The sequence below is a fragment of the Novosphingobium sp. CF614 genome (assembly GCF_900113255.1).
Classification (GTDB): domain Bacteria; phylum Pseudomonadota; class Alphaproteobacteria; order Sphingomonadales; family Sphingomonadaceae; genus Novosphingobium.
Map to the genome: position 1 here is coordinate 38,027 of NZ_FOOR01000004.1, position 21,282 is coordinate 59,308.

The following is a 21,282-nucleotide window of genomic DNA, read 5'->3' on the forward strand; positions in this document are numbered from 1 at the left end:
CCGCCCTTTGGAACGACCCGTCGTCCGAGCGGTCCCGGGTCACGTCCGGGAAGACGAGTGAATCGAATCGGCCGCGGGTTCTACCGGGATCACGCCGCCAGCTTGAACGGCTCGATCTCGCCCGAAAGGTAGAGCTTCTTCGCCTTGGCGCGGCTGAGCTTGCCCGAGCTGGTGCGCGGCAGGCTCTTTGGCGGCACCAGCTCCACCACGCAGTTCATGCCCGTGATCGAGCGTACCTTGTCGCGGATCTCGTCGCGTAGCGCCACGCGGGCCTGCGGGTCGGAAACGCGGCAGTGGACGAGCACGGCGGGGGTTTCCTCGCCGTTTTCCATCTCGATCGAGAAGGCCGCGATGTCACCGTGGTTGAAGCCGGGAAGCTGCTCGACCGCCCACTCGATGTCTTGCGGCCAGTGGTTCTTGCCGTTGATGATAATCATGTCCTTGGCGCGCCCGACGATGAACAGGTAGCCGTTCGCCATGTAGCCCATGTCGCCGGTGTCCAGCCAGCCGTCCACCAGGCACGCCGCCGTCGCCTCGGGATCGCGGAAGTAGGAATGCATCACGCTGGTGCCCCGGCACCAGACCTTGCCGATCTTGTGATCGCCCAGCGTCTCGCCCTTTTCGCCCCGGATCACGACTTCCATGTCCTTCACCGGCTTGCCGCAATTGACGATGGCGCGGTAGCGGGCCGGGCGGCTGAGGTCGCGCGGCGAGCCCGACAGGCGTTCCTCCTCCACCAGTTCGACGCGGATGCCTTCGCCCGGGGGCATGACGGTGACCGCCAGCGTCGCTTCGGCAAGGCCGTAGCTCGGCAGGAAGGCGCCGGCCTTGAAGCCCGCATCGGCGAAGGCATTGACGAAGCTCTGCATCACGTCGGGCCGGATCATGTCGGCGCCGTTGCCGGCCAGGCGCCAACGCGACAGGTCGAAGCGGTCGGCGACCGAACTCTGGCTCGAGATGCGGCGGGCGCAGATGTCGTAGCCGAAAGTCGGCGAATACGAGATCGACGTGCCCTGGTTGCGGGTTATCAGGTCCAGCCACGCGAGCGGCCGCCGCGCGAAATCCTCGGTCTTGAGGTAGTCGCCCGAGACCTGGTTGGCAATCAGCGAAAGGAAGCAGCCGACAAGGCCCATGTCGTGATACCAGGGCAGCCACGAGATGCAGCGGTCGCCTTCGCCCAGTTGCATGCCGTGGCTGTGCGCGGCCAGGTTCGAAAGCAGCGAGCGATGCGTGACGGCGACCCCGTGCGGGAAGCGGGTCGAGCCGCTCGAATACTGCAGATAGCAGATGTCGTCCGGGTCCGGACTGGGCAGGTCGCAAACAGGCGCGTCCTTCGCCGCGAAATCGGCCCAGGTGGCGTGGTCGCAGCCCTGGCGCGCGGCGGCGGCGGCCGTCAGCGCGGCGATCTCGTCCGGGCCGACCAGCATGATCGGGTCCGCGCTGGAGAGCTGGACCGCCAGCTGCTCGATATAGTTGTCCCTGCCGCCGAAGCTGGTGGGCAGCGGCAGCGGCACCGGCCAGGCACCGGCATAGACGGCGCCGCAGAACAGCGCCGCGAAATCCGGTCCGGTCTCGGCGATCAGGGCGACGCGGTCGCTCGGCTTCACGCCGCGCGCGATCAGCGCATAAGCGATGGCAAGCGAATCTTCGCGCAGCGCGCTGAAGGGATAGACCCGCGTCAGCTGTCCGCGCGGATCATGGAAATTGAACCCGCGCTCGCCCCTTGCGGCATAGTCGAGCGCCTCGCAGAAAGTGTCGAAATCGGCGAACCGCCTTGGCAATGCGTCATCGTTTGGCGTCGCTGCAAGTGCCTGACCCGAATTCGGCACCATGCTGATGGTGTCGGCCATTTTTATCTAACCCGTTGTTGTTATACCATTATAGTGCGAAACTAGGCGCTTCTAACCGGCGTTTCCTGAACCGGAGATAGCTAATTCCTGCCGAACGGTTTCGCACTCTCCCCAATCTGAGCCGAGTGTGGCACGAATAGGGCAAGATGTCCGTCAAGCGTCACAATCCACACCCCCTCACGTCCACCGGCCTGGAGGAACTGGCGCTGGCTTATGTCGCGCGCTTCGCGACGACGCAAGCCAGGCTGGGCGCCTATCTCCACCGCAAGCTGCGGGAACGCGGCTGGGCGGGAGCCGGCTCCCCGCCGGTCGACGCGGTGGTGCGGCGCCATGTCGAGGCCGGGCACGTCGACGATGCGGCCTGGGCGCGGATGAAGGCGGGCAGCTTGCTGCGGCGCGGATATGGCGCCCGGCGGGTCGGCGAGGCGCTGGGGCAGGCCGGCGTGGAGGAACAGGTTCGCGAGGAGGCTCGCCCAGGCGAGAGCGAACAGCGCCGCGCGGCGCTGGTCATGGCGCGGCGGCGGCGGTTCGGGCCTTTCGCGGTTCAGATCCCCGGCGGGGCCCCGCAGGAAAGACAGCGCGAAAGGCAGATCGCCGCGATGCTGCGTGCCGGGCACCCGCTCGACATCGCGCGCCGGATCGTGGATGCCAGCGATCCCGAAGCGGCTGAACAATGGGCCGAGTCGGTTGCCGGAGACGATGTCGGAGATGATTGAGTGCGCCTGACCAGGATTTTCACCGCCGCATTCCTGCTTGCCCCCGCGTTGCTGCCCACGGCCGCCTGCTCGCAAGGCGGGCAGGAGGCGACCGCCGGCGCCGCTCCGTCGCAGCCGGCGGTCCACCCCGAGTCGGGCCTCCCGGTGATCGGCCTCAAGATCAGGTCGGGCGGAAAGACCCACCATTTCCGCGTCGAAGTGGCAAGCACGCAGGAACAGCAGGCAAAGGGCCTGATGTTCCGCACGCAGATGGGCGCAGACGAAGGCATGCTGTTCCCGGAGGACAGGCCGCGCCGCCTGGCGTTCTGGATGCGCAACACCGTGATCGCGCTCGACATCATCTTCATCGGCACCGATCACAAGATCCTGAACATCGCCGCCAACGCCGTCCCCTACGACGAAACGCCGCTCCCCGCCGCCGGCCTCGCCAGCGGCGTGCTGGAGCTGAACGGCGGCCGGGCAGCGGAACTGGGCATCAAGCCGGGCGACAAAGTGGAATGGTAGGCGCGTGCAAACCGTGTAAATCCTACCCCGCGAACCCGCGATGTTCTTCGCGGCCGGGGACCGTCGGCCCCTCGCCCCTTGCCATCGCGCGACCCCGCGCCTAGCGGCTCGCGCGTCAGCAACAGGAGTCGAACATGGTCCCCCGCTACGCCCGCCCCGCGATGACCGCGATCTGGGAGCCCGAAGCGCGCTATCGCATCTGGTTCGAGATCGAGGCCCACGCCGCGGTCAAGATGGGCGAGATGGGCACCGTGCCGCCAAGCGCCGGCAAGGCGCTGTGGGACTGGTGGGCGACCGATCCGGTGATCGACGTCGCCGCGATCGACGCGATCGAGGCGGTGACCAAGCACGATGTCATCGCCTTCCTGGACTGGGTGGCGCAGCAAGTCGGCCCCGAAGCGCGCTTCATGCACCAGGGCATGACCAGCTCCGACGTGCTGGACACCACGCTGAACGTCCAGCTGGCCAAGGCCGCCGACCTGCTGCTCGACGATCTCGACGGGCTGCTCGCCGCGATCAGGCGCAGGGCCGAGGAGCACAAGTATACCCCCACCATCGGCCGCAGCCACGGCATCCACGCCGAGCCGGTGACGTTCGGCCTCAAGCTGGCCGAGGCCCATGCCGAATTCACCCGATGCCGAAAGCGCCTGGTCGCCGCGCGCGAGGATGTGGCGACTTGCGCGATCTCCGGCGCGGTCGGCACGTTCGCCAACGTCGACCCGGCGGTGGAGGCCTATGTCGCCGACAAGATGGGCCTCGGCATCGAGCCGGTCTCCACCCAGGTCATCCCGCGCGACCGTCACGCGATGTTCTTCGCGACGCTGGGCGTCATCGCCAGCTCGATCGAGCGGCTGGCCGTGGAAGTCCGCCACTTGCAGCGCACCGAAGTGCTGGAGGCGGAGGAATACTTCTCACCCGGCCAGAAGGGCAGCTCGGCCATGCCGCACAAGCGCAACCCGGTGCTGACCGAGAACCTGACCGGCCTTGCCCGCGTGGTCCGCTCCGCCGTGGTCCCGGCGATGGAGAACGTGGCGCTCTGGCATGAGCGCGATATCTCGCACTCCTCGGTCGAGCGCTTCATCGGCCCCGACGCGACGATCACGCTCGACTTCGCGCTTGCCCGCCTCACCGGGGTGATCGACAAGCTGCTGGTCTATCCCCAGCGCATGCAAAGGAACCTCGATCGCATGGGCGGCCTCGTTCACTCGCAGCGGGTGCTGCTGGCGCTGACACAGGCCGGGCTCTCCCGCGACGAAAGCTATCGCCTGGTGCAGCGCAACGCGATGAAAGTGTGGGAATCGGACGGCGAGCTGAGCCTGATGGACCTGCTCAAGGCCGACCCCGAAGTCGCCGCCGCGCTGCCCGCCGAAACCATCGAGGAGAAGTTCAACCTTGATTACCACTTCAAGCACGTAGACACGATCTTCGCGCGGGTGTTCGGCCAGTAGCCCGGGGCCGGCGCGGTCCCCCCAAGCACTTCCCATGCCCCGAAATCCCGCCTAGCATCACGCAACCTAGCGGGTGGGCCCAGCAGGAGGAGCAGGAGGAAGAATGCATATCGTGCGCACCATCGCGTGGATTGCGGCCACCGCGATCCTCGTCGCCTTCATCGCCATGAACTGGACCAAGGTCCCGGTGAATTTCTGGCCGCTCGACGATGGCAACTACGTCCACTTCGAATGGCCGGTGGGGATCGTCGCCCTGCTGTTCTTCCTGCTCGGCATGACGCCGGCCTGGCTTTACCTGCGAGCGGTGCGCTGGCGGCTGAACCGGCGGATCGCCACTCTCGAAAACTCGCTGCGCGCCAATTCCATGCCTTCGATCAATGCGCGGCCCGACGATGCGGCTTCAACCGCAAGCGGATCCCTGGAAACGCCGTCGCCTGACGCTTCCACCATGACAAGTACCTGAAAGCCTGAGCCGATGAACCACAATCCCGTCTATCTCGCCCTCGACCTGCCCCGCCTCGAAGCCGCCGAGGCGTTGGCGCGCAAGGTCGCCGGGCACATCGGCGGGATCAAGCTGGGGCTGGAGTTCTTCTGCGCCCATGGCCACCACGGCGTGCACGAACTGCACAAACTGGGCTTGCCGATCTTCCTCGACCTCAAGCTGCACGACATTCCCAACACGGTCGCCGCCGCGATGCAGGCGATCCACGTGCTCGAACCCGCGATCGTCACCGTGCACGCCGCTGGCGGGCGCGCGATGATGGAGGACGCCAAGGCGGCGGCGGGCGAAAACTGCAAGGTGGTGGCCGTCACCGTGCTCACCAGCCTTGATGACGACGACCTGACCGCCATCGGCGTCAGCGCGGATCCGCATGCGCAGGCGCTGCGCCTTGCCGAACTGGCCCAGGCGGCGGGCCTCGACGGCATCGTCTGCTCCGGGCATGAAGTGGGCGCGGTGCACAAGCAGTGGAAGGACGGGTTCTTCGTCGTTCCCGGCCTGCGTCCCGATGATGGCAAGGGCCGGGGCAGGAACGGGAATGGAACCGGCGACCAGAAACGCACCGTCACCCCGCGCGAGGCGCGCGACGCCGGGGCCAGCGTGCTGGTGATCGGCCGCCCGATCAGCCGCGCCGATGACCCCCTCACCGTCGCCCGCGCCATCGAAGCCACGCTCTGAGGAAGCAGGGCCGATGCCGGGCCGGTGTCGGGCCGGTTCAGGCACCGGCAACCTCAGGCGCTCCAGATCAAGGCTTCGATAGATTGGATGGAGAGACCCAATGAAGCGCCCGAACCTGATTACCGCCCTCGCCCTGGCCACCGCTCTCGCGACCGGCGGCGCGCAGCCGGCGCTGGCGCAGCAAGCCAGCCCGGTTCCCGCGATCGAAGCGGGCCATACCCTGCTGACGGTATCCGCCCAGGGCTCTTCCACCCGCACCCCGGACATGGCCAGCTACTCCGCCGGCGTGACCACGCAAGGGACCACCGCCAGCGAGGCGCTGTCGGCCAATTCGGCGCTGATGACCCGCGTCATCGCGGCGCTCAAGCAGGCCGGGATCGCCGACAAGGATATCCAGACCAGCAACCTCAACCTCAACCCGGTCTACGCCCAGCCCAAGCGCCAGCCCGATGGCAGCCATGAGGATGGCCCCCAGCGCATCGTCGGCTACCAAGCGACCAACACCGTCTCCGTCCGCCAGCGCAAGCTGGAGGCCATGGGCAAGGTCATCGACGCGCTGGTCAATGCCGGCGCCAACCAGGTCAACGGGCCGAACTTCATGCTGGCCGAGCCCGACGCGGCGCAGGATGAAGCCCGCAAGGCGGCGATGAAGGATGCCCGCGCCCGCGCCAATCTCTATGCCGGGGCGGCGGGCCTGCGCGTTGCGCGCATCGTCTCGATCAGCGAAAGCGGCGGTTATGCCCCCACCCCCGTGATGTACATGCGCAAGGAAGCGATGGACGTCGCCTCGGCCCCGCCGCCGGTCGCGGCCGGCGAGCTGGAAATGAACGTGAACCTGACGGTGCAGTTCGAACTGGCGCCCTGAACACCGGCAACCTGAACACCGGCAACCCGAGCACTGGCTACGCATCGACGCCGATCCACCGCGAAAAGCCGTCGTTTCGCCGTTGATCCGGATTCGTTCAGGAGCAGTTCGGCGCCGCGTGCGTAACAATCATACCCATCGTTGCTCGCTGCTTCATGTGCACGAGCGCACCTCGGCCCTTGGGGCCGGTTCAGCCGTCCGGCCATCGTCGGACGACCCTTAGTGCCCCGCGGGTCCGGGGCCGAGTTCCGGGGCCGCGCCCCGTACCGAAGAGGAGTATGACATGAAAAAATCGCTCATCGCCGCCGCGATCGCCGCAGCGAGCCTTGCCCCCCTGGCCGCCATGGCGCAGGACGCGGCCACCGCTGCCGCGCCCGCCCCGACGGTGGGAGCCAAGGTCTATGGCCCCGAGGGTGACGAAGTGGGCACGGTCGAAGCCGTGCAGGGCGGCGTTGTCACCGTCAACACCGGTACGGCCCGCGCCGGCCTGCCGACCAGCGCCTTCGCCACGCGCGAAAAGGGCCTGACCATCGGCATGACCAAGACCCAGCTCGAAGCCGCCGTCAACGGTGCCCAGGCCCAGAACGGGGCCGCCAAGGAAACCGCCATGGTCGCCGACGCGCCGATCAAGAGCAGCGACGGCGTGGTGCTCGGCACGATCGCCAAGATCGAGGGCGACGACGTGACCGTCCAACTCAGCAGCGGCGCCTCGGTCGTCCTCAAGAAATCATACCTCGGCCTCGTCGACAACGCGCTGACGCTCGGCATGACCGCCGATGCCTTCAACAAGCAGACTCAGGCCAGCGCCGCCGCCCAGGCCAGCAGCGACGCCGCAGCCCCGGCATCGGGCGCAACCGCCGCGACCGAGAGTACCGGTGAATAATGCCAAGTCTCTCTTGAGGTGAGACTCACGCCGTGGCGAGGCGGGTAAGCCGCCGAAGCGATCCAGGGCGGCGCCAACTCGCCCTGGCCCAACCGCTCCGGACGGCCAAACCGTGTCCGATGGCTCGCGATGGACGAAAAGGGAGCAAGGGTTGCGATCAATGGAATGGGGTATGAACCCCACTCCCCGCTCAATGCTCCACGGGGCTGGGACGACCGCGTCGTTCCAGCCCAATCACGCCTTCAGCTACAGGATGATTGCGAGGCCGATGTGCCCGGCGTGACGCCGCTCAGATTGCGCCCATCCCTGATAAGCAAGGCGGCCTCGCGGCGGAACATGGTGCTGTTGCCGGCGAACATCGTGCCGAAGAGCGGCTGATATTGATAGAAGACTTCCACGAACATGACGGCCGAGTTGTTTACGGCGGTAATCTGATGCCCGGTCGGGCCCATCCCGGCAAGCGTCGCGCCGGTCTTGCCGCTTCCCTCCGGGCCATAGGCGGAGGATTGACTGAGATTGCCGCGACAGCGTTGCCAGTGAATGTACTGCCGCCCGGTACTCGAATCCCTTTCCAGGCTGGAAAGGATGATGCGCCCGCGCGCCTGGAAGTCGAACGCACCGCCCTGTACCAGCGCGCCGGTCATGATCGAATCGATCTGCGTCTCGGTCACTGTCGGCGTCACCGCGGTATTGTCGGTCTGGCCAAGCCGCGAGGCATTGTCGGCCACTGAACTCGCGATGTCGCCGACCTGCATGTTGATCGTGGCCATATAGGCCATTTCCGTCCCGTAGAGCCCCAGCGTGAGCAGCACCGGCAGCACGAGCGCGAGTTCCAGGACCGAAACGCCGCTCCGATCCGCCCGAAGCGCGCGGATCAAGGCGCCAGACCGGGCCAGGATCGTTGTCCCCGGGAAGGCCGCGGCTTTCATGTCATGCTTGCTCAATTGCAATTTCCCGCCTCGGAACCGGGGCTGTCCTGCAGCGCGAACGGTTGGTTCTTCTTGACGGCGCTGGCCTGCAGCGTGCGGGTGTTGTCGCGGTTGGTCAGGCCGGGAACAGGAAACAGCGGTTTGTAGGTCACGGTCACGGTGTAGAGCACGACATCGTTGGCGCCGCCGTTTCCACTCTCGCCGACGTCGGCGTCCCAACGCCCATTCTCGTTTTCGTCCGTATAGGCCTCCGAATTGTCGCACGTTCCGTTGCTGTTGTTGTCGTTCCAGGCTTCGGGGCGGGCGATGTTCGCGAAATCGAAGTAGCTCTTTCGCGATGTCGATACCGTCGCGCCGGGCGCGGCCTGCTGGACGACCGTGGCGACGAATGCGTCCTCGCTCGTCGTGTTCACGGACTCCAGCGTCCCGCTGCGCGCGACGCGCTGCACCGCGCCGTGCAGCGCCGCCGTCACATAAGTCATGTGGCCGATATCGAAAATGCCCATCAGCAGGACGATCAGGACCGGGGCGGCGAGCGCGAATTCCACCGCCGTCACACCCGCGCGATCGTCGCGGCAACGTTTCAGCACCGCAAAGCCGTGCAACCGCATGGTCCAGGCGGACCATTGCGTCATTGCGTGATTCTCAGTTCGCCGACCTGCTTCGCGATTTCCTGGAAGGCCGTGTTGAGCTCGGTCGAGCTGTTGGCGGTGAAGGAACTGTTGTCGGAGGCGCAAGTCTTGAGATTGTCCGAAAGACCGGAGGTGAACGCGATCACCCAGATGCGGATGCCCCTGTCCTTGATGGCGTCGCAGACAGCCAGGAAGCGCGACGTATGGCGCGACGCGTCGTCGGTGCTCCCGTCCGAGGTAACCTTGCGGTCCCACCACTCCAGGCCCCAGGCCTGGTTGACCGAATTGTTCGGCTCCATGATGCCGTCGGTCATGAACACGACGTGGCGCGACACTTCGCCGCCATTGCTGGGCTGCGTGTTGACGGTATTGGCGAAAATGCCAGTCGGCGAAAGCAGCCGCCCTCCCCAGATCATGCCGATGTCGAGATAGGTGTTGCCGGTGGCGACGAGCGAATCGGCATAGGCATCGAACTGGGCCTGCGTCATCTCCTGCAACGACTGGGCCGCCGCCGGGCAGGGAGAGGATACCCGCTCGCCATAGGTTCCCGTGCCGGTGGTCGCCGTATAGCTCGTTCCGCCCCAGTAGTTGGTGCTGGTGGTGTAACGGTTGTAGACGACCACAGGCCACATCGGCGCCCACTTGGTGTCGTCATTGTTGACGTCCGGGGCAGTGTCGATATCGATGTCGCTCGCGCCGGATGGCGTGATCCCGACAAGCGAGGAGTAGCTGAAACTGGCGCTCGCGACAGTGGCGCGTTCGTGGATGCAGCCGTTCCACGTCGAACTTACGGACGTAGGATTGCCTCCGGAAACGTTGCCGGTAACGGTCGAAACCGAAGCGAACGTCTTGTATATGCTCGTATCGTATTCGACCGGCTTATAATCATAGTGATCGAAGGTCTTGGTGGTAACAACTACCTTGTCGCTCGTAACGTACTTGTAAGTAACCTCATCGCGCGTTTTGTATTTTGTCTGGATTTTGTATCGAGTGTTGCCCTTGTTGTTCAGATAGGAGACGCACTGAACGGCGGTAATCTGGATTTGCGGCTGAGTCGTCGTCGTTGTCACGACCTGTTGCCCAGACCCGTTGGTCGTCGTAGAATCCGATGACGACGACGAGCCGTTGTCGACATAGGAACTGGAAACCGCTGGCTTGTCGTTGTTGCAATCCGATTCGTACTTGTAACCCGACTGGTAGTCGGTCCAAGTGTTGTAGATTACTTCGTTCTTGTATTCCGGGCCGCCGTAAGTGGTCACAGGGTTTTGATACGTCGTGTTCGTGGTTTCGTTGTACACCGCCTGGCGCGACGAGTACGTATGCCTGTCCGTCAGATAGGCCGGATTGAGCGCGTAGAGCAGCCGTCCCACATTCACCGTGGTGCTGTAGGGCACGAAGCCATAGCGGAGCCGCGCGTTCGATCCGGACGTGGCCGTCGACAGCGTCGTGTAGAAATTCTTCATCGCCGCCTGCAAGGCCTGCAGGCGGGTCTGGGTGGAATTCAACTGGCTGCCCATCGAGCCGGTCGTATCCAGCACCATCATGACGTCGGAATTGCCGACGCCCATCGACGAGGTGCAGGTCACGGAAAGCGAGAAACTGGAATACCCGAACAGACGCATGACCAGGGTATCAAGCGTGGTCGATGCCGTTCCGTTCACGGTATTGCCGTTGTCGTCCGAACTGGGCACGAACGACGTCGAGCGCGTCTCCTGGCCGGAATCGTCGAAATTGGTCGCGAAATAGTTGTTGGCCGCGGTGGTGGCGGCTGCGTCCAGGCCGTTCGTGGTAACCGTGCGGCGCCCCGCCAGCACCGCCGCGTCGCAGGCGGCCTGCAACTGGCTCTTCACCCTGTAGGAACGGCTGATATCCACCGCCGATCCGACGATCGTCGCCGCGACCAGCGCGCCCACCGCCGCCAGGGGCAGGATATTGCCCCCCGTGTCTTGCCGCAGGTGACCCAGGAACGTGTCTGTCTTGCGCATCGGTTAACCAGCCCCACCCGCCCGAATTGAGGGGATTTTTGCAAGTAACTACCCCTCATTTATTAACGAAACCCTCATCCACATTGCCTCGCGATCCTCGCCGTAGTGTTATCAAAGCGGGCAAACGCGAAATTCACCATGATTCGGGCGGAAAGCTCCGGCATCGGTCCTTTGCCCGCCATGGCCGCCTGCAAAAAACACGCGGCCATGGCCCTCATGAAAGATGACGCGGAGATAGCGGCCGATTAGGAACCGGTGCATGACCAGCGCCCAGCCCTTGCCCTCCGTCCTGTTCGTCTGCCTCGGCAACATCTGCCGCTCCCCACTGGCCGAGGCGGCGCTGCGCCATCAGGCGCTGTCGGCCGGGATCGACGTGCTGGTCGATTCCGCCGGGACCGGATCATGGCACGTGGGCAAGGGGCCGGACCCGCGCTCATGCGCCGAAGCATCGCGCCACGGCATCGACATCGGCGCCTATCGCGCCCGGCAGGTGGGCCGCGAGGACTTCACCCGTTTCGACCGCATCATCGCCCTCGATCGCAGCAACCTGGCCGATCTGCAACGGATCGCCCCGCCGGCTCCGCGCGCCGTTCTCTCGCTGCTGCTGGATCACGTTCCGGGCATGGCCGGCCGCGACGTTGCCGATCCCTATTTCGGCGGGCCGGAGGGGTTCGTCGAAACCTGGCGGCAAGTCAGCGAGGCGGCGCGCCACTTGCTTGAAACGATCCGGCGCGAAGGTCTTTAGAGCGAAGGCCCCGAAACCCGAATCAAGGCCCGCTCGGCACGGGCCAGGCGAAGGGCATTGGCGCGGCGCCGTGGCCCCCGGCACGGGCCGTTTGCTTTTGACCCGGCTTGCACTATATGCGCGGGCGAACGCCCCGGCCCGTACAGTCGCCCGCGACTCCATCGGGCCGGGGCTTGCTCTTTTGCAGTTTCTAAGGACGAATACCATGTCCCGTCGCCGCCAGATTTATGAAGGCAAGGCCAAGATCCTCTACGAAGGCCCCGAGCCCGGCACGCTGATCCAGTATTTCAAGGACGATGCCACCGCGTTCAACGCCCAGAAGAAGGGCACGATCCAGGGCAAGGGCGTCATCAACAACCGCATCAGCGAGTACGTCTTCACGCGCCTCAACCACATCGGCGTGCCCAACCACTTCATCCGCCGCCTCAACATGCGCGAGCAGCTGGTGCGCCAGGTGGAAATCATTCCGATCGAGGTCGTCGTGCGCAATGTCGCCGCCGGCTCGATTTCCCAGCGCCTGGGCATTCCCGAGGGCGAGCCCCTGCCGCACACCCTGATCGAATACTATTTCAAGGACGATGCGCTGGGCGATCCCATGGTGGCGGAGGAGCACATCCGCTGCTTCGGCTGGGCCAGCCACGACGAGATGCAGGACATCGCCGACATGGCGATCCGCGTGAACGACTTCATGTGCGGCATGTTCGCGGCGATCAACATCCGCCTGATCGACTTCAAGCTGGAGTTCGGCCGCATCTGGGACGGGGACTACAGCCGTGTCATCCTGGCCGACGAGATCAGCCCCGACGGCTGCCGCCTGTGGGACATGTTCACCGGCGAGAAACTCGACAAGGACCGCTTCCGCCGCGACTTGGGCGGCGAGGAGGAAGCCTACCAGGAAGTCGCCCGCCGCCTCGGCCTGCTGCAGGACGACAACGGGCCGAGCGAAGTGTTCGACTTGTCCAAGCACCGCAAGCTGCGCGGCAAGTAGGCGATAAGCCGGAATGACAGGCCCGGCCGCTCCTGAACGGGCGTGCCGGGCTTTCGCGTGCCTGGAGACTGCCGACAGGCCCTTGTTATCCCTGCCGCGCTAAGGCAGGTGTGGGCCGATGAGAGGATACCTGTTCGCCCTCCTCGTCGTGCTGGCGCCCGTACCGCTCGCCGCGAGGGAAGCTCCCTATCCCGAAGATCCCCGCTGGGCCTTCGAGAAGAGCGATGTTCCCGTCGATCCGGACTTTCGCTTCGGCCGGCTCGGCAACGGGATGCGCTATGTCATCCGCCACAACGCCACGCCCGCCGGCACCGCCGTGGTCCGCATGGACGTGGACGCCGGATCGCTTGACGAAGCAGACGGCGAACAGGGCTATGCCCATTTCGTCGAGCACATGGCGTTCAACGGTTCCGCCCGTGTGCCCGAGGGCCAGATGATACCCTTGCTCGAGCGCGAAGGCCTGGCCTTCGGAGCCGACACCAACGCCGCCACGGGTTTCGAGGGCACCCTCTACATGCTCGATCTGCCGCGCAGCGACCCCGTGCTGCTCGACACCGCGCTGATGCTGATGCGCGAAACGGCGAGCGAGCTCACCATTTCCGAGGACGCGGTGGCGCGGGAACGGGGCGTCATCCTGTCGGAACTGCGTGACCGCAACACCTGGGGCTTTCGCAACGCTTTCGATTCCACCCGGTTCTTCTACCCCCGGGCGCTATACGCCGCGCGCTTTCCGATCGGCACGGTGCAAACGCTGAACGCGGCGACCGCCGCGTCGCTGCGCGCCTTCTACGAGCGCGAATATGTGCCGGCCCACATCACACTGGTCGTCGTCGGCGATTTTGACGTCGACGCGGTCGAAGCCGGCATTGTCCGCCACTTCAACGGCTGGACCGGCAAGCCGGCACAGCGCCAGCCGGGTGCCGGCCCGGTCGACCGCAACGACCGGGACCGCGCCGAAATCTACATCGATCCGGCGCTTTCGGAGCGCGTAACCGTGCTGCGCAGCGGCCGCTACAGGGAAGAGCCCGATACGATCGCCCAGCGCCGCGAAAACCTGCTGCGCGCGATCGGCTACGATATCGTCAATCGCCGCCTGCAACGCTTGTCCCGCAGCGCGGAGCCGCCGTTCCGCAGCGCCGGCTTCGGCACCGGCGCCGTGTTCAAGGCCGCCCGCTCCACCCGGCTGATCGTCGATACCGTCGATCGCAAGTGGCAGGCCGGGCTGGAGGCAGCGGCGCGGGAATATCGGCGGGCGCTGGCCCATGGCTTCGAACCCGCCGAGCTGGCCGAACAACTGGCCGACATCCGCGTCTCGCTGACCGACGATGCCGGCTCGGCGGGCACCCGCAGCAATGCGTCGCTCGCACAGGCCGCGCTTTCACTGGTGGACGACGAAGCGGTGCCCTCAACGCCCCGGTCGGTGCTCGAACGGTTCGAGGCTTTCGCCCCGAATATCACGCCCAAGGCAGTGCTTGCCGCCTTGCGCCGCGAGGCGCTGCCCCTGAAAGCGCCGCTGATCCGCTTCCAGGGCCGCTTCGCGCCGGAAGGCGGCGAGAAGGCCTTGCGCGAAGCCTGGCGCGGGGCGATGCACGCACCGATCGCCAAGGGCGCCGGCCCCGCCGCCGAAAGCTTCGCCTACACCGATTTCGGCACGCCGGGAACAGTGGTGAGCGACACCCGCGAGCCGCGACTGGGCATTCGCACGGTGCGTTTCGCCAACGGGGTCATGCTCAACCTCAGGCATACCGATATCGAGAACGACAAGGTCCGCGTCAACCTCGCGATCGATGGCGGCGACATGCTCGACACCAGGGCCAACCCGCTGGCGAGCGAGATGGTCCCCTACCTGGATGAAGGCGGCCTGGGCAAACACAGCCGCGACCAACTCGATACGATCCTTGCCGGGCGCACCGTCGGCTTCGGCCTTCACCGCGGCGAGGCGGCTTTCAACGCCCGTGTCCGGACCACGCCGCGCGACCTGGAGCTGCAATTACAGCTGCTGACCGCGCTGCTGAACGATCCCGGCTATCGGCCCGAAGGCGAAGTGCAGTACCGCCAGTCGATCAACAACTACTTCGCGCAGTTGCGCGCGACGCCCACCTCCGCGCTCCAGGCGGACCTGGGCGCGATCCTCTCCGACAAGGACCCGCGCTTCAGCCTGCAGAAGGTCGAGGATTACCGGCATCTCGGCTTCGCCAAGCTGCGCGCGGACATCGGCGACCGATTGGCGCGCGGCGCGATCGAGATCGGGGTGGTCGGCGATATCGACGAAGACCGCACGATCGCGCTCGTAGCCGAAACGCTGGGTGCCCTGCCCGCACGCGAACCGGCCTTTCGCGGCCATGACGATCAGCCGCCGCGCACTTTCACCGCCGACCGTGCCGCCCGCGTCATCCGGCACACCGGGCCCGCCGATCAGGCGCTGCTGCGGATCACCTGGCCCACCCGCGACGACAGCGATCCGCTCGACACTCTGCGGCTGGAGATGCTCGAGCAGGTCATGCGCGTGGAACTGACCGACGAGCTGCGCGAAGTGCTGGGCAAGGCCTATTCACCTTCAGCCGGCAACTATCTCTCAAGGCATTGGAAGGGCTACGGCGAATTCACCGTCAACGCCTCGGTGAATGTCGCCGATGTGCCCGCCGCGCGCGAAGCGATCCGCAAGGTGGTGACCGAGCTGAACGCGGCGCCGGTCAGCGACGATATGTTCCGCCGCGCCCGCCAGCCCCTGATCGAATCGCTGCAGAACGCGCTCAAGGACAACGGCGGCTGGCTTTCGCTGGTCGACCGCGCGCAATCGGAAGCGGACCGCATTGATCGCTACGAACAGGCAAGGGACCGCCTGCTCGCCCTCACGCCGGCGGATGTCGAGTTGGTGGCGCGGCGCTATCTGACCCCGGGCGCGGGGCTGGAAGTACTTGTTCTGCCCGAAGGCGCGCCGGTTCCCGAATAGGGTGCCGCGCCGCCCGGCTTCGGCAGCGCGTCGGCCACGTCATCCACCGTCGCCGACACGATCGCATCGATGCCGATCGCGGTCGGGTGGATGTGATCGTCCTGCAGGAGGTCCGGCTTGTCGATCACCGGCTGCAAGAAGAACGGCACCAGCACCGCGCCGTATTCATGCGCCAGCCGCGGATAGATCGGGTTGAACCCGGCGGCATAGTCCTTGCCCAGGTTCGGCGCGGCCAGCATGCCGAGCAGCACGATGTTGATATGCTCGTCACTCAGCCGCTTGAGGATCGTCTCGAGGTTCGCCCTCGTCTGCGCCGGGGGAATTCCGCGCAGCATGTCGTTACCGCCCAGGCTGACGATCGCAAGTTCCGGCTTCACCGGCTGGCTCTTCAATGTGAAATCGAGCCGCTGCAATCCGGCGGCCGTGGTATCGCCGGAGACCCCGGCATTGGCGATCCGCGCGTTCACGCCGCGCGCCCGCAGCGCCTGCTCGAGCCGCGCGGGGTAGGATTCGCCATCGCCCAGCCGATAGCCCGCCAGCAGCGAATCGCCGAAGGCCAGGATCGGACGCTCCGGCCCCATGACCGGGATGTCCGGCGGCGCATCGAGCGCGCTCCGCGTCTGTTCCGGAGCAGGCGGAGCGGCCTTGTCGCAGGCGGCGAGCGCAAGGACCGGCAGGACCGGAAAGGCAAGGCGAAGGAGGCGCAAGGTAATCTCCTGGTGGCGGCCGTCTTGCAGGAAGGCCCGGTGCCATCCCATATGGGACGCGTGACAAGTCCTTCCCAGTCCCCCGGACATGCCGTTCTCTCGGAGCAAGGCTCATCTCCTCCTTTCGTCGTTGCGCGGCGGCCAGGCCGCCGAAGCAATCCAGGGTGGCCCGAAACAGCCCTGCATTGCCGCGCCGCCTGCGACGATCCGCAATGACGAAGATGGAGGAGCAGGAGTTCGCATCGATGGAATTCGGTATTGTCGCCCGCGACCTGCGCCTTACGCTCGGCAGCGGCGCCAGCGCGGTCGAGATCCTGCGAGGCATCGACATCACCGTCCCGCAAGGCCAGACGCTTGCGCTGCTCGGCCCTTCCGGTTCGGGCAAGAGTTCGCTGATGTCGGTGCTGTGCGGCCTCGAACGCGCCACGTCGGGCACGCTTCGCGTCGCCGGCGAGGACTTCGCCGGGATGGACGAAGATGCGCTGGCCCGCGCCCGGCGTGGCCGTATCGGCGTGGTGCTCCAGGCGTTCCACCTGCTGCCGACGATGACCGCGCTGGAAAACGTGGCGACCCCGCTGGAGCTGGCGGGCATGGACGATGCCCGCCAGCGGGCCGAGGCGGAGCTGGCGGCGGTCGGCCTCGCGCATCGCCTCTCGCACTATCCGGCGCAGCTTTCCGGCGGCGAGCAGCAGCGCGTGGCCATCGCCCGCGCGCTCGCCCCGCGTCCGATGCTGGTCTTCGCCGACGAGCCGACCGGGAACCTCGACGCCGGCACCGGCGGCGCGATCATCGACCTGCTCCTGGCCCGCCGCGCGGAAGCCGGCGCGACGCTGCTCATCATCACGCATGACGAAAGCCTTGCCCGCCGGTGCGAACGCGTGGTGACGCTGGCCGATGGCCGCATCGCGAGCGACAGCGGTGCATGATGCCCGCCCCGTGCCGGGGAAGACCACGCGATGAACCTTCCATGGCGCACCGCCTGGACGATCGCCCGGCGCGACCTTTCGGCGCGTTTCCGGGGACTGCGGCTGCTGCTCGTCTGCCTGTTCCTGGGCGTGGGCGCGATCGCCGCGATCGGCACGCTGACCGGCTCGATCGAGCGTGAGCTTGCGCTCAGGGGCAGACAGATCCTGGGCGGCGACATCGAACTGCGCGTCTGGCAGCGCGCATTGACCGACGCGGAAATGGCGGCGCTCGCCCCGCTCGGAGAGGTATCGCCGGGCCTGAGGATGCAGGCGATCGCCAGCAAGGGCGATCGCACCGCCCCCGTCGCGCTCAAGGCGGTCGCCGCCGACTGGCCGCTCTACGGCCGGCTCGAACTGACCGATGGCCGCACGGTGGGCGCGCCGGGCGAAGGCACCGCCTGGATCGCGCAAGGCACCGCCGCCAGGCTCGGCATCGCGGCGGGCGACAGTTTCCAGCTCGGCGGCGAAACGGTAACGGCCGCCGGCGTCATCAAGGCCGATCCCGAGCAGCTGGGCGAGGGCTTCGCGCTTGGCGATGTCGCCATAGTCCCGCTTGGCCTGCCCCGGCACACCGGGCTGACCGCACCGGGCGCGATGTACCGCAGTGCCGTGCGCGTGAAGTTCAAGGGCAATACGGATCCGAACGCCGTGGCCGATGATCTCAAGTCCCGCTTCCCCGACGCCGGCTTCGAGGTGCGCACCCGCAACAAGGCCGCGCCTTCCACCGAACGCTTCGTCAGCCGGATGGGCGAGTTTCTCGTCCTCGTCGGGCTCGCGGCGCTGGTGATCGCCGGGATCGGCATCGGCGGGGGCGTCTCCTCGTACCTGGAGGCCCGGCGCGGCGCGATCGCCACGCTCAAGGTGCTCGGCGCGACGAGCGGCGACATCGCGCGCATCTATCTGCTGCAAGTGGGCACGGCGGCGCTGGCCGGCAGCCTGGCGGGGGTGTTGGCGGGGGTGCTGGTGACGCCGCTGCTGGCCAGCGCGCTGGGTACGCTGCTGCCGGTGAGCCCGGGCTTCACCGTCTCTCCGGTGGCACTGGCGACGGCCGCCGCCTACGGGCTGCTGGTGGCGCTGATCTTCGCGGCGCCGCCACTGGTGCGGGCGCGTGGCTTTCCGGCAATGGTGCTGATGCGCGCGCGGGTGTCCCCGCTGGCGGCGAACCGCAAGGCGCTGGCGCTGCCGGTCGGCCTCGGCCTTGCGGCGATCGTCGCGCTGGCGCTGGTCAATGCGGCGCAGCCGATGGTGACGATCGGGTTCCTGGCAGGGGCCGCCGCGATGCTCGCGCTGCTGGCACTGGTGGGCCTTGGCATCCGCACGCTCGCCGCGCGCCTGCCCCGGCCGCGCGACCCCATGCTGCGCGCGGGGCTCGCCAATCTGCACCGTCCCGGCGCGCAGACCGGAGCGCTGGTCACCGCGCTCGGCTTCGGCCTTTCCGCCTTGGTGCTGATCGCCGCCGTGCAGACCAGCCTCGATGCCAATATCCGCAAGACCGTGCCCGCCCGCGCGCCCGATTTCTTCGTGCTAGACGTACCGCAGGACGGTTCCGCGAAATTCCGCGATACCGTCGAACGGACGGTGCCGGGCGCGGTGGTCAAGATGGTGCCCAACATGCGCGGCCGCATCCTCGCCTATGGCCCGAAGGGACGCATGACCCGCGTCTCCAGCCTTGGCGACGACTTGCCCGATGGCGCCTGGGCGCTGCGGGGAGAGCGCGGGCTGACGTACTCGACCAGCGTACCCGAAGGCAGCACCGTCACCGCCGGGCGATGGTGGCCCGCGTTCCACAGGGGCGAGCCGCTGGTCTCGCTCGACGAGGACTTCGCCAGGACGATCGGCCTGAACGTGGGCGACTACGTCACGGTCGGCCTGCTCGGCGTCGAGCGCACCGCCCGGGTCGCCGCGCTGCGCCGGATCGAGTGGGACACGATGGGTTTCAACTTCGTGCTGGTGTTCTCTCCCAATGCCATCGCCGATGCCCCGCACAACCTGGCCGCGACGATCGAGGTGCCGCCCGGCACGCCGACCGTGGGGCTGCTGCCCCGGCTGGCCCGCGCCTTCCCCTCCAGTTCGGTGATCGAGACCGGTAGCCTGCTGCGCGATGCCCGTGCGCTGCTGGACCAGATGGCGGCGGCGATCCTGGCGGCAGCCTCGGTGGCGGTGCTGGCCGGGCTCGCGGTGCTGCTGGGCGCCATCGCCGCCGCCCGGGCCAGCCGCACTTACGATAACGTGATCCTGCGCGTGCTGGGCGCGAGCCGGCGGCAATTGCTGGTACTTCAGCTTGCCGAATACGGGCTCCTGGCAGCGGTGCTCGCCCTGGTCGCGCTGGTCACGGGCAGCGCGATGGCCTGGGCCGTGGTCGTCAAGCTGTTCGAATTCGCCTGGCTGCCAGACTGGCCCCGCATCCTCGCGGTGCTGGGCGCGGGCGTGCTGCTGATCCTGGCCTTCGCCCTCGCCGGCTCGCTGCCGCTGCTGCGGGCGAAACCGGCGCGCGCGCTGCGGGAACTCTAGGCGAAGATTTCAGAACCCGACGGATCCTTGGGATCCTCGCCATAGCGGTTCGGGCCGGCAGTACCGGGCAGGAACGTAATCACCAGGAAGGCGATGCTGGCCAGCCAGCCCACAAGGGGAAGCAGGCCCAGCACGATGAAGCCCAGATACCACCAGCCGCTCATGTCCCGGTCATGCAGGCGCCGCACCGTCACCGCGATGGTGGGGACCAGCACGGCAAGCCAGTAAATGCCCAGGATCGCGAAGAAGGAGATCGTCGCAATGCCAAGGCCCGCGCCGAAATTGCCGCCCGCGATCAGCGCGCGATAAGAGAATCCCGTTGAAAACGCCAGCCCGACAAGAACCGTCATCACGATCAAGTTCAGGAGGGCGAAGGACCAATATTCCATCCGCCGGGATCGCCCGGCGAAATCGACATAGCGTTGAAACGGCATGAACATGTACTGAAGCATCACGCGCCCCCAATTACTTGGAACCTGAATCATAGACATTCGGGCCCGGCAGGCAAGGGAAAGGCGGCGGCGATCACGGTTCGATTGCGCTCCCCCTCATTCGCCTTCCGCGCAAATCGGTTTTCCCCAAATCGGTTTTCCAACCCGGCCTGGTTGGGATAGGCTTGCGCCATGCCGTCCCGCGCGCCCCACCCACCCATCCCGCAATCGGCGCCATGACCGCGCCGGGACGCATCCGTGCGGGTATCGGCGGCTGGACTTACGAGCCATGGCGGGGAACCTTCTATCCGCCGAAGCTGGCGAAGGCGCGCGAGCTGGAATATGCGGCCTCCCGCCTTACCGCGATCGAGGTCAACGGCACGTTCTACAGCGCGCAGACCCCCGCGACTTACGCCAGGTGGCGCAAGGCCGCCCCGGACGGTTTCGTCTACGCGCTCAAAGCCGGGCGGTTCTGCACCCAGCGCAAGGATCTGTCGCAAGCGGGAGAGAGCATCGCCAAATTCCTGGGCCAGGGGATCGTCGAACTGGGGGAAAAACTCGGCCCGATCCTATGGCAATTGCCCGCGACCAAGAAGTTCGACGTGGAACAGATCAAGGCGTTCCTGGCGCTGCTGCCGCCGGCGCAGGACGGATTGCCGCTGCGCCACGCGATCGAGCCTCGGCACGAGAGCTTCGACGATCCCGCCTTTTTCGCACTGGCGCGCGCGGCCGGCCTCGCCGTGGTCTTCGCCGATTCGCCCAAGTACCCCTGCTTCGGCGAACAGACCGGACCCTTCACTTACGCCCGCCTCCAGCACGCGCGCGAGGAGGTGGCGACCGGCTATGATGCGCAGGCGCTCGACCGCTGGGCACGGAAGGCCGGCGACTGGGCCCAGGGCGGACGCGAGGTGTTCGTTTTCTTCATCAACGGTGCCAAGCTGCGCGCGCCTGCCGCCGCCGAAGCTTTCCTGAAGCGGTTGGGCTAAGGGCCGG

At 66.7% G+C, this 21,282-nt stretch carries 19 protein-coding genes; 13 read left to right on the top strand and 6 right to left on the bottom strand.

Annotation, left to right across the window (positions count from 1 at the left end; translation table 11 throughout):
* Positions 1-89: 89 nt before the first annotated feature.
* Positions 90-1,850 (bottom strand): fatty acyl-AMP ligase, encoded by a 1,761-nt coding sequence (locus BM052_RS06285; RefSeq protein ID WP_091144577.1) that lies wholly within the window; start codon positions 1,848-1,850, stop codon positions 90-92.
* Positions 1,851-1,996: 146 nt separating this feature from the next.
* On the opposite strand from BM052_RS06285, the gene BM052_RS06290 reads away from it, so the two are divergent.
* The 7 genes from BM052_RS06290 (at position 1,997) to BM052_RS06320 (ending at position 7,443) form a co-directional block, all read left to right on the top strand.
* Positions 1,997-2,566 (top strand): regulatory protein RecX, encoded by a 570-nt coding sequence (locus BM052_RS06290; protein ID WP_091144580.1) that lies wholly within the window; start codon positions 1,997-1,999, stop codon positions 2,564-2,566.
* Positions 2,567-3,070: a DUF192 domain-containing protein gene (locus BM052_RS06295; protein WP_091144582.1), complete on the top strand. Its 504-nt coding sequence runs from the start codon at positions 2,567-2,569 to the stop codon at positions 3,068-3,070.
* A gap of 134 nt (positions 3,071-3,204) precedes the next feature.
* Entirely contained in the window at positions 3,205-4,518 is a 1,314-nt protein-coding gene (gene purB / locus BM052_RS06300; protein WP_091144584.1) for an adenylosuccinate lyase, read from the top strand.
* Between the two features lie 103 nt (positions 4,519-4,621).
* A complete protein-coding gene (locus tag BM052_RS06305; RefSeq protein WP_091144587.1) occupies positions 4,622-4,981 on the top strand; it encodes a LapA family protein in 360 nt (119 codons plus the stop codon).
* A gap of 12 nt (positions 4,982-4,993) precedes the next feature.
* On the top strand, positions 4,994-5,695 hold the full coding sequence (gene pyrF, locus BM052_RS06310; RefSeq protein WP_091144590.1) for an orotidine-5'-phosphate decarboxylase: 702 nt from the start codon (positions 4,994-4,996) through the stop codon (positions 5,693-5,695).
* Positions 5,696-5,795: 100 nt separating this feature from the next.
* Entirely contained in the window at positions 5,796-6,560 is a 765-nt protein-coding gene (locus tag BM052_RS06315) for an SIMPL domain-containing protein (protein WP_091144592.1), read from the top strand.
* A 283-nt stretch (positions 6,561-6,843) separates the two neighbouring features.
* Positions 6,844-7,443, top strand: a complete 600-nt coding sequence (locus BM052_RS06320; RefSeq protein ID WP_091144595.1) for a hypothetical protein — start codon at positions 6,844-6,846, stop codon at positions 7,441-7,443.
* Positions 7,444-7,685: 242 nt separating this feature from the next.
* Here BM052_RS06320 and BM052_RS06325 read toward each other — a convergent pair whose 3' ends face one another.
* The 3 genes from BM052_RS06325 to BM052_RS06335 are packed head-to-tail and all read right to left on the bottom strand — an operon-like array spanning position 7,686 to position 10,989.
* Positions 7,686-8,387, bottom strand: a complete 702-nt coding sequence (locus BM052_RS06325) for a TadE/TadG family type IV pilus assembly protein (protein WP_255405996.1) — start codon at positions 8,385-8,387, stop codon at positions 7,686-7,688.
* On the bottom strand, positions 8,384-9,007 hold the full coding sequence (locus BM052_RS06330) for a TadE/TadG family type IV pilus assembly protein (protein WP_255405997.1): 624 nt from the start codon (positions 9,005-9,007) through the stop codon (positions 8,384-8,386). Before BM052_RS06330 ends, BM052_RS06325 begins: the two co-directional genes overlap by 4 nt.
* Positions 9,004-10,989, bottom strand: coding sequence for a Tad domain-containing protein (locus BM052_RS06335; protein ID WP_091144598.1), 1,986 nt, complete (start codon positions 10,987-10,989; stop codon positions 9,004-9,006). The genes BM052_RS06330 and BM052_RS06335 overlap by 4 nt, the downstream gene beginning before the upstream one ends.
* Positions 10,990-11,248: 259 nt before the next feature.
* On the opposite strand from BM052_RS06335, the gene BM052_RS06340 reads away from it, so the two are divergent.
* From BM052_RS06340 to BM052_RS06350, 3 genes are all read left to right on the top strand, one after another.
* Entirely contained in the window at positions 11,249-11,734 is a 486-nt protein-coding gene (locus tag BM052_RS06340) for a low molecular weight protein-tyrosine-phosphatase (RefSeq protein ID WP_091144600.1), read from the top strand.
* 205 nt (positions 11,735-11,939) lie between these two features.
* The gene (purC, locus tag BM052_RS06345) at positions 11,940-12,722 is read left to right on the top strand and encodes a phosphoribosylaminoimidazolesuccinocarboxamide synthase (protein ID WP_091144602.1); all 783 of its coding nucleotides are present in this window, start codon (positions 11,940-11,942) and stop codon (positions 12,720-12,722) included.
* A 118-nt stretch (positions 12,723-12,840) separates the two neighbouring features.
* Positions 12,841-15,675 carry a M16 family metallopeptidase gene (locus BM052_RS06350; protein WP_091144605.1) on the top strand — a complete coding sequence of 945 codons (2,835 nt, stop codon included), beginning with the start codon at positions 12,841-12,843 and terminating at the stop codon, positions 15,673-15,675.
* On the opposite strand, the gene BM052_RS06355 is transcribed toward BM052_RS06350, so the two are convergent.
* Complete coding sequence (locus tag BM052_RS06355) at positions 15,609-16,382, bottom strand: arylesterase (RefSeq protein ID WP_369821501.1); 774 nt, start codon at positions 16,380-16,382, stop codon at positions 15,609-15,611. The two genes, BM052_RS06350 and BM052_RS06355, sit on opposite strands and share 67 nt — an antisense overlap.
* A 212-nt stretch (positions 16,383-16,594) precedes the next feature.
* Here BM052_RS06355 and BM052_RS06360 point away from each other — a divergent pair, with 212 nt between their 5' ends.
* On the top strand, positions 16,595-17,308 hold the full coding sequence (locus tag BM052_RS06360) for an ABC transporter ATP-binding protein (protein ID WP_255405998.1): 714 nt from the start codon (positions 16,595-16,597) through the stop codon (positions 17,306-17,308).
* Positions 17,309-17,338: 30 nt separating this feature from the next.
* Positions 17,339-19,858 (top strand): ABC transporter permease, encoded by a 2,520-nt coding sequence (locus BM052_RS06365; protein ID WP_091144610.1) that lies wholly within the window; start codon positions 17,339-17,341, stop codon positions 19,856-19,858.
* On the opposite strand, the gene BM052_RS06370 is transcribed toward BM052_RS06365, so the two are convergent.
* Complete coding sequence (locus BM052_RS06370) at positions 19,855-20,310, bottom strand: DUF805 domain-containing protein (RefSeq protein ID WP_091144612.1); 456 nt, start codon at positions 20,308-20,310, stop codon at positions 19,855-19,857. The two genes, BM052_RS06365 and BM052_RS06370, sit on opposite strands and share 4 nt — an antisense overlap.
* Before the next feature lie 215 nt (positions 20,311-20,525).
* On the opposite strand from BM052_RS06370, the gene BM052_RS06375 reads away from it, so the two are divergent.
* The gene (locus BM052_RS06375) at positions 20,526-21,275 is read left to right on the top strand and encodes a DUF72 domain-containing protein (protein WP_091144613.1); all 750 of its coding nucleotides are present in this window, start codon (positions 20,526-20,528) and stop codon (positions 21,273-21,275) included.
* Positions 21,276-21,282 lie beyond the last annotated feature (7 nt).